Source organism: Oleiphilus sp. HI0043, assembly GCF_001634935.1.
In genome coordinates, this window is record NZ_LWEY01000333.1 from 1 (window position 1) to 578 (window position 578).

General features: G+C 39.3%; 1 protein-coding gene. It reads left to right on the top strand.

The annotated features are described in order from the left end of the window. Nucleotides 1-317: 317 nt before the first annotated feature. On the top strand, nucleotides 318-578 hold a 261-nt coding region (locus A3729_RS04495), incomplete at its 3' end, for a Na+/H+ antiporter NhaA (protein WP_197475560.1).

The following is a 578-nucleotide window of genomic DNA, read 5'->3' on the forward strand; positions in this document are numbered from 1 at the left end:
AGTCGCCTATATGACGGCCGCCCTTCACTACCCAGGGCTGCGATTCGTTACCGATGCACTCGATAATGTTGAATTCAAACATCGAATCGACTGTGGCGAAATAATTTGTTTTAAGGTCGACCTTGAGCGACAGGGAAACTCTTCAATTACTTATTTTATTTCAGTACGAAACGCTCGCGAAGACAAAGATACNGTTTTATTTGAAACTCGAATCACATTTGTATGCATTGATGAACTGGGTAATAAATGCCCTATTGAGTAACTACCAAGTAAATTACGACTTAAGATATAAGCATAAGTAAGGTCTAAGGCTAATCATGAATTCTTTACAAAACAACCATCCACAAAACTTTATCTCTGACTTTTTTAAGCTTGAGTCTGCCGGTGGAATATTACTAATTTTTGCAGCAGTCCTTGCCTTAGTGTTTGCTAATACGCCCTTATCTTCAATTTATGAATTGCTGCTATCAACCCCTGTAGAAGTCAAGATTGGCGCACTGGAAATCGCGAAGCCATTACTGCTATGGATTAATGATGGCCTGATGGCGGTATTCTTCTTTTTAGTCGGATTAGAACTA